This window comes from Parafrankia discariae (assembly GCF_000373365.1).
Taxonomy (GTDB): domain Bacteria; phylum Actinomycetota; class Actinomycetes; order Frankiales; family Frankiaceae; genus Parafrankia; species Parafrankia discariae.
Genome location: NZ_KB891125.1, coordinates 1 through 6,583 on the forward strand (window position 1 = coordinate 1; position 6,583 = coordinate 6,583).

7 protein-coding genes and 4 pseudogenes are annotated in these 6,583 nt (G+C 66.6%); 4 read left to right on the plus strand and 7 right to left on the minus strand.

Features of this window, described 5'->3' with window-relative positions; translation table 11 throughout:
* The 6 genes and pseudogenes from B056_RS35350 to B056_RS0106025 form a co-directional block, all read right to left on the minus strand.
* A pseudogene (locus B056_RS35350) lies at positions 1-179 on the minus strand (helix-turn-helix domain-containing protein); the annotation flags it as partial.
* A gap of 103 nt (positions 180-282) precedes the next feature.
* Positions 283-516: an IS3 family transposase gene (locus B056_RS42415; protein WP_195905844.1), complete on the minus strand. Its 234-nt coding sequence runs from the start codon at positions 514-516 to the stop codon at positions 283-285.
* Positions 488-715 carry a transposase gene (locus B056_RS45945; protein WP_154676868.1) on the minus strand — a complete coding sequence of 76 codons (228 nt, stop codon included), beginning with the start codon at positions 713-715 and terminating at the stop codon, positions 488-490. Before B056_RS45945 ends, B056_RS42415 begins: the two co-directional genes overlap by 29 nt.
* A gap of 93 nt (positions 716-808) precedes the next feature.
* Positions 809-934 carry a hypothetical protein gene (locus tag B056_RS45295; RefSeq protein ID WP_268258351.1) on the minus strand — a complete coding sequence of 42 codons (126 nt, stop codon included), beginning with the start codon at positions 932-934 and terminating at the stop codon, positions 809-811.
* A gap of 71 nt (positions 935-1,005) precedes the next feature.
* Positions 1,006-2,226: an MFS transporter gene (locus B056_RS0106020; RefSeq protein WP_230202848.1), complete on the minus strand. Its 1,221-nt coding sequence runs from the start codon at positions 2,224-2,226 to the stop codon at positions 1,006-1,008.
* Positions 2,223-2,906 (minus strand): SDR family NAD(P)-dependent oxidoreductase, encoded by a 684-nt coding sequence (locus tag B056_RS0106025; RefSeq protein ID WP_018500991.1) that lies wholly within the window; start codon positions 2,904-2,906, stop codon positions 2,223-2,225. The genes B056_RS0106020 and B056_RS0106025 overlap by 4 nt, the downstream gene beginning before the upstream one ends.
* Before the next feature lie 139 nt (positions 2,907-3,045).
* On the opposite strand from B056_RS0106025, the gene B056_RS35355 reads away from it, so the two are divergent.
* The 3 genes and pseudogenes from B056_RS35355 to B056_RS0106040 all read left to right on the plus strand — a co-directional run bounded on the left by B056_RS35355 (position 3,046) and on the right by B056_RS0106040 (position 4,994).
* Complete coding sequence (locus tag B056_RS35355) at positions 3,046-3,903, plus strand: helix-turn-helix domain-containing protein (RefSeq protein ID WP_018500992.1); 858 nt, start codon at positions 3,046-3,048, stop codon at positions 3,901-3,903.
* Positions 3,900-4,213: pseudogene (locus B056_RS45950) on the plus strand (NAD(P)-binding domain-containing protein); the annotation flags it as partial. The gene B056_RS35355 and the pseudogene B056_RS45950, both read left to right, overlap by 4 nt.
* Before the next feature lie 103 nt (positions 4,214-4,316).
* On the plus strand, positions 4,317-4,994 hold the full coding sequence (locus B056_RS0106040) for an IS6 family transposase (protein ID WP_035750293.1): 678 nt from the start codon (positions 4,317-4,319) through the stop codon (positions 4,992-4,994).
* Positions 4,995-5,806: 812 nt separating this feature from the next.
* Here B056_RS0106040 and B056_RS35365 read toward each other — a convergent pair.
* Positions 5,807-6,433 (minus strand): annotated as a pseudogene (locus B056_RS35365) (IS6 family transposase).
* Between B056_RS35365 and B056_RS45955 the strand changes: the two are divergent.
* Positions 6,325-6,583 (plus strand): annotated as a pseudogene (locus B056_RS45955) (integrase core domain-containing protein); the annotation flags it as partial. The pseudogenes B056_RS35365 and B056_RS45955 sit on opposite strands and share 109 nt — an antisense overlap.

A 6,583-nucleotide genomic window follows, 5' to 3' on the forward strand; every position in this document is an offset into this window, starting at 1 on the left:
CAGCGGTTCTCCTCCGCGCGCCGCTGGGCGTCCGCTGCCCGGTAGTTCGCGTTACCCCCGTTGCGCGTCACCTCGCGGCTGATCACCGATTGGCTGCGATGCAGCAGCACCCCGATCGCCCGATGCGACAACTCCGCCGCCAGCCCCCTGGAGATCGACTCCCGATCCTCCAAGGTCAACTCCACGCCCCGCACCCAGCCCTCCGATCAGCAGATCACCCTTCTACCAGGGCTGATGCACTGATCGCCTGAGACCACCAGGACTTTGAACGGTTACGCGGCCTTATCGTACTCGTGGAAGTGGGTTTTGTGCTCGTGAGGGCTGAGGTATCCGTTGGCGGAGTGGCGGCGACGCCGGTTGCAGAAATCCCTCGATGAAGTCAGAGATCGCGGCGCGGGCCTGATCATGTGTGGCGAAGGTGGTACGGTCGAGGAGTTCGCATTCGAGAGTGGCGAAGAACGACTCGGTGACCGCACTGTCGTAACAGTCACCGGCAGATCCGACGGAGCGTTTCACCTGGTGCCGTTTGCAGATCTTCGCGAACTCCCGAGACGTAGCGGAGCTGCCGGTTCTCCTTCCGGAGACGGCTCAACTCCTCCTGTTCGGCGGTGGTCATCTCGTCTGTTCGGGCGTCGTCCTCGCGGGAGGCTTCCCGCACCCAGTTACGGATCGACTGCCCCGACGGGCCGTATTCCTTCGCCAGTTCCTCGGGCAGTCAACCAGCCCGGACAAGATCCACCATCTGCCGGCGGAACTCCTCCGTGTACGGCGGTTTTGATCTCGGCACCGGTACTACTCCCTGGGGTCATTATCCCAAAGTGTCCAGGTGCGAACAGGAGCGGGCAACTTCAATCTCCGCCGGACGGCCGAACAGGTACCGGAAGTCCGGGACGAGCGTCTTGGTCGCCGCGGCGAGCAGTACGCCCGCGACCACCAGCGGCACCGTAACGACCAAGAACACCGCCAGTAGCCCCAGATCCGCCGCCCGCCGCCGGTCCGTCGCAACTACCGCTGGCGCTGCCTGCGCAAAGTCACGAGCACCGCGGCGCCTCCGATCGACGCGACGCCACCGGCCAGCAGTGGTGTGCTGGCCGAGACGCCGTCAACGAGTACCCCACCGACGGTTGCGCCGACGGCGATCCCGATGTTGCAGACCGTCACGGTGACCCCACCGATCTGCTCGAGTCGTGTCGGCTCGGTCCGGGCACCCCAGCTCAGGATCGTGGTCGGCACACCGCCGAACGCGAGACCCCACACCGCGGCGGCGATGAACAGGCCGACGATCGAACCACCGGTCAGGCGCATGACGAGCATCCCTGCTCCCAGCACAGCAGGGAACAGGAACATGCCCACCCGCGGAGCGCGGTCGGCCAGAGGACCACTGAGCGCCGTGCCGAGGAAGCTGGCGACACCGAACACGAGCAGCAGCACCGCGAAGCCGGCGTCGTCGATGCCGGACAGGTCCTGCACGGCCGTCCGGATGTAGGTGAATCCGATGAAATGCCCGCCGAAGATCAGCAGTATCGCGAACAGGCCGACCAGGACTACGCCGGAGCGCAGTACCGATCCGAGCGCCCGAAGCCCGCTTGCCGCTGCAGGAGTGACGTTCGGCAGTGTCGCCGCTTGCGCGATCACAGCGAGCACCGCAACGCCGGCGCCGAGCAAAAACACCCCCCGCCATCCCCAGACCCCGCCCAGCCAGGCGCCGAGCGGAACGGCCGCGACCGTGGCGCCCGAGACGCCGGAGTTGATGACGGTCAGCGCTCGACCGACGTGGTCGGTGGGCACCAGGTGCGCGGCCATCGCGGCGGCCATCGCCCAGAACCCGCCGAGCGCGGCACCCAGCAGGAGCCGCGCGGCCAGCAGCACGTAGAGGTTGGGTGCGATCGCCACGATCAGGTCGGAGACGGCGGCAAGAAGGGTGAGGCCGATCATGACGCGGCGCCGATCGGCACACGGCAGGACCACCGAGATGAACAGAGCCGCCAGGGCGGCAGCGAATGCGGTGACGCTGACGGCCTGCCCCGCCGCGCCGGCCGACACTCGGAGGTCGTCGGCGACGCGTGGCAGCAGACTCGCTGGCAGGAACTCCGACATGACGATCGCGAAGATCCCCAGGCTCAGCGAGACGACACCCGCCCAGGTGGGATTTCCGGCCGTCTTGCCGCGTCCGCCCGCCACGCGCAGGCGAGTATCGGCAATCTGCAGTTGGTCGCAGGTGCTCACCAGGGCAGCTCTCCTGCCTCGTCCTGAAAGGTCCCGGTCGGGCCGGTCGGGTCCAGGGTGGCCAGACGCACGACGACTCGGGCGCTCTCCTCGACCGGTCGTCCGATGCCGAACGCGGCCGTCATGTCGGTGGCGGTGGTGCCCGGCTCGAGAGCATTGAACTTGACGCCCGGCTGGGACTTCGCGTACTGCACCGTCAGCATGGTGGCGGCCGACTTGGACGCCGAGTACAGCGCCAGCGGCAGGGCGAACTCCGGCCGCTCGGGATTGTTCACCGCCCAGAACGACCCGGCGCTGCTGGAAATGGTGACGACGGTGGGGTTCGACGACTTGCGAAGCAGGGGCAGCGCGGCTTCCGTGACGCGCACGATGCCCACCGCGTTCGTGTCGAAGGAGCGCAGAGCCGCGGGGCCGTCGAGCCCGGTCTCCAGCACACCCGCGTTGTGTACCAGGACGTCGAGACGGCCCTCGGCCGCGCCGATCGCCGTCAGCGCGCTGCTCACAGAGGCATCGTCGGTCACGTCGAGCTGGACGAAGCGCGCCCCGAGCGCCGCTGCGGCGGCCTCACCTCGCGCGACATCCCGCGCGCCGACGTAGACGTCGTGCCCCAGCTCCAGCAGCTGTCTGGCGGTCTCGTAACCGATGCCCCTGTTGGCTCCGGTGATCAGCGTGACGGTCATGTCTGTCCTCTCGAAATGCATCGCCCGAACAGGCCGTTGTGCACGCTATGCACGGCACACCGACTCACCCAGAGCCCTCCGCAGCCTGGGGTGTGACACGACCCCCGTTGACCGCTGAGCAGCGGCTTAGGCTCGCCGCATGAGCGAGTCGACGAATGCCCTCGGGGCGTACCTGCGTGCCCGACGCGACCTGGTCATGCCGCAGCAGGCCGGCATCCCCGACGCCGGTGTGCGCCGCGTGTCGGGGCTGCGGCGGGAAGAAGTCGCCATGCTCGCCGGCGTCAGCGCCGACTACTACCTACGGCTGGAACGGGGCCGCGACCGCAACCCCTCCGTACAGGTGCTCGAGTCGATCGCACGCGTGCTCCAGCTCGACGACGACCACTTCGCCCACCTGCTGGCACTGGTTGCGGAGGTTCCCCGACAGCGGAAACGCCGACCGCGCAAGGAGACCCCACCCGCTGGCTCGCTGAAGCTCCTGGACTCCCTCATGCAGCCTGCCTTCATCGAAGACCGGTACTTCGACATCCTCGCCGCGAACCGCATGGCCACAGCACTCTCACCGGGCCTGGCCGCCGGGGGCAACCAGCTGCGAGACCTGTTCCTGGAACCGGCCGAACAGGCACTGCACCCGGAGTGGGAGAACGTCACCGAATGCTTCATCGCGAACCTGAGACAGGCCGTGGGCACCGACATCGACGATCCCCGCTTCATCGAACTCACCGGCGAGCTCTCCCTCGCAAGCCCGCGATTCCGTCAGCTCTGGGCCCGGCACGAAGTACGTGGACAGCGCGGAACCCCGCTCCGGATCAACCACCCGCAGGTCGGGGAGATGACGCTCAACCGAGAGCGACTGGCCATCAACGGCACCGAGGGCCTGATGCTCGTCGTATATCACCCGGACGCTGGCTCCAGCGATGCGGACAAGCTGGCTCTGCTGGCCTCCGCTGCCCTGCCCACCTCAAACACCGAGCACGAGTCCCCAAGGCACACATGACGACCATCGGAATCATCGGCGCAGGCGAGGTCGGAAGCCAGATCGCCCGCGCAGCGATCGGGAACGGCTACACCGTCGTCATCGCCAACTCCCGGGGACCGAAGACCCTGAAGGGTCTCATCGCCGACCTGGACCGTCCGCGCACGCCGCCCGTGCCGAAGATGCTGCGGCCGCCGGGGACTTCGCAGTCGTCGCAGTGCCCCTCAAAGTCGTCAACGACATGCCCGTCGAAGAGTTGGCCGGCAAGATCGTGCTCGACACGAACAACTACATGGTCTGGCGCGACGGCCACATCCCCTTGATAGATTCAGAGGTTCTGTTGCATCGGCCGTGACGGGCCCGGACCGGCGGCCGGGCATGATCGGCCCATGGGCCGAGGTGCGGTCGCTCCGCCGGTTCCGGTTCCGGTTCCGGTGTCGGAGTTCGCGGGGTTCCGGTTTCCGCCGGAGGTGATCGTGCTGGCGGTTCGCTGGTACCTGCGGTTCGCGCTTTCGTACCGGGATGTCGAGGAGCTGCTCGCCGACCGCGGCCTCGAGGTTGATCACGTGACCGTGTACCGGTGGGTGCAGCGCTTCACACCCCTGCTGGTCGAGGCGGCGCGGCCGTGCCGGCACCGACCAGGCGAGAGATGGTTCGTCGATGAAACGTATGTGAAGGTGGCCGGCCGCTGGACCTACTTGTACAGGGCGGTTGACCAGCACGGACAGGTCATCGACATCCTCGCCAGCACCCGCCGCTACCAGGCCGCCGCCCGCCGATTCTTCACCCGCGCCCTATCTCATGGCCGACGGCCCGTCGAGGTCACCACCGACAAGGCCCCGGTCTACCCGAGGCTCCTCGACGAGCTCCTGCCCGAGGCCTGTCACGTCGACGCCGCCAAAGAGAACAACCGAATCGAAGCTGATCATGGCCGATTGAAAGCTCGGCTGCGACCGATGTGCGGGCTGAAACGGCTGCGCTCGGTCCAGACGATCAGCGCCGGGCATGCCCTGGTTCAGAACACCCGCCGCGGCCACTACGAGCTCGCCGCCGACACCGACCCACAGCTCCGGCTGGCAGCCGCGTTCACCGAACTCGCCCGTGCCGTCTGACCGCGGTCGCCGGAGCCCTTGCTGGCGTCCGCCGGATCCCCCGAATGCAACAGCGCCGAACCGGCGAACTCCGACGTCGGAGCCGGGGGACGGACACGACGTCGACGCATCACCCGATCATGGCCGATCGGACGCCTCGCGATGGCCGACTTCACCTATGCAACAGTGCCGATGGGAGGGAGCTGGAAATCTGTCACGCAACGTGATGACTCCAGCTCCCTACTCCACTGTCATTCCTCATCTGAAACGCGCACCGACTCTAAGAACTAAGGATTATAGTAGTAATCCCACCGGTCGCCTTCAAAAGCGCAAGCCCAATCTTGGTCAACGGGTGGCATGTTTCCGTATGCAACGCATGCTGCCCTGGAGTTGAAGCTTGGTCCCACACTGGCCGCAGATGCAGGATTTGCGGCAAGGATGAATAGGATTGGCATCAAGGCGGCTGTGCAAACGGTAATGATTATCTTGATCACGATGGGATCTCCAATCGGGAGAGGATGGCCCGGCTCCGAACATTGATCCGGGTCTTCTCGGCCGGCAAGCGTCTCCACTCTGGCGGCGCCCGACGATATAACGTGTCGTCGGAAATGCAGGCCGCAAGAGGACGACAGCGGGGAAGATGCCCGCCCAACGACTCGCGAAACCACGACAGGATGGATTACTGCTACGTAGTTTGAGCATTAAAGAGCAGCTAGAGCAGTGTGGGCGACCGGCAGAAAGGTGACGATAGGCGGAGAATACCCCACGGTGGCATTTACGGTGCTGTTGCGTTGGGAGGATCCGACGCACGCCGGAGGCCTGGCGGCCCACGATCAGACGGCGCTGGCGAGTTCGGTGAACGCGGCTGCCAGCCTCTGCTGTGGGGTGGTGCCGATGGCGAGTTCGTAGTGGCTGCGGCGGATGTTCTATACGAGGGTGTGTCCGGTGCTGACGGTCTGGGCGGAGCGGAGGCGTTTCAGGCCGAGCATGGGTCGGAGCCGTGCTTTGAGCCGGCCGTGGTCGGCTTCGATCCGGTTGTTCTCTCGGGCGGCGTCGACATGACATGCCTCGGGCAGGAGCTCGTCGAGGATCCGCGGGTAGACCGGGGCCTTGTCGGTGGTGACCTCGCCGACCTGGCCGTGCTGGTCGACCGCCCGGTACAGGTAGGTCCACTGGCCGGCGACCTTGACGTAGGTCTCGTCGACGGACCACCTGTCGCTGGGCCGGTGCCGGGAGGGCCGGGCCGCGTCGGCGAGTAGGGGTGTGAATCACTGCACCCACCGGTGGACCGTGACGTGATCAACCTCGACGCCGCGCTCAGCCAGCAACTCCTCGACATTCCGGTAGGACAGTGCGTACCGCAGGCACCAGCGGACAGCGAGGACGATCACCTCAGGTGGGAACCGGAACCCCGCGAACTCCGACGTCGGAACCGGTGGACAGGCACGACGTCGACACACTCGGCCACCGGGTGAGCGCGTCCACGATCCGCCGGGTCCTGACGTCCCTGGGGCTGCCCCCGGCACCGAAACGGCAGACCGACACGACCTGGCGGCAGTTCCTGCGCATGCAGGCGTCGACGATGCTGGCCGTGGACTTCTTCCACGTGG

What these genes read in the sequence shown, in the direction of transcription:
- B056_RS0106025 (WP_018500991.1), bottom strand. Translation starts at nt 2,906, where the DNA reads ATGACCGTCACGCTGATCACCGGAGCCAACAGGGGCATCGGTTACGAG.
- B056_RS35355 (WP_018500992.1), top strand. Translation starts at nt 3,046, where the DNA reads ATGAGCGAGTCGACGAATGCCCTCGGGGCGTACCTGCGTGCCCGACGC.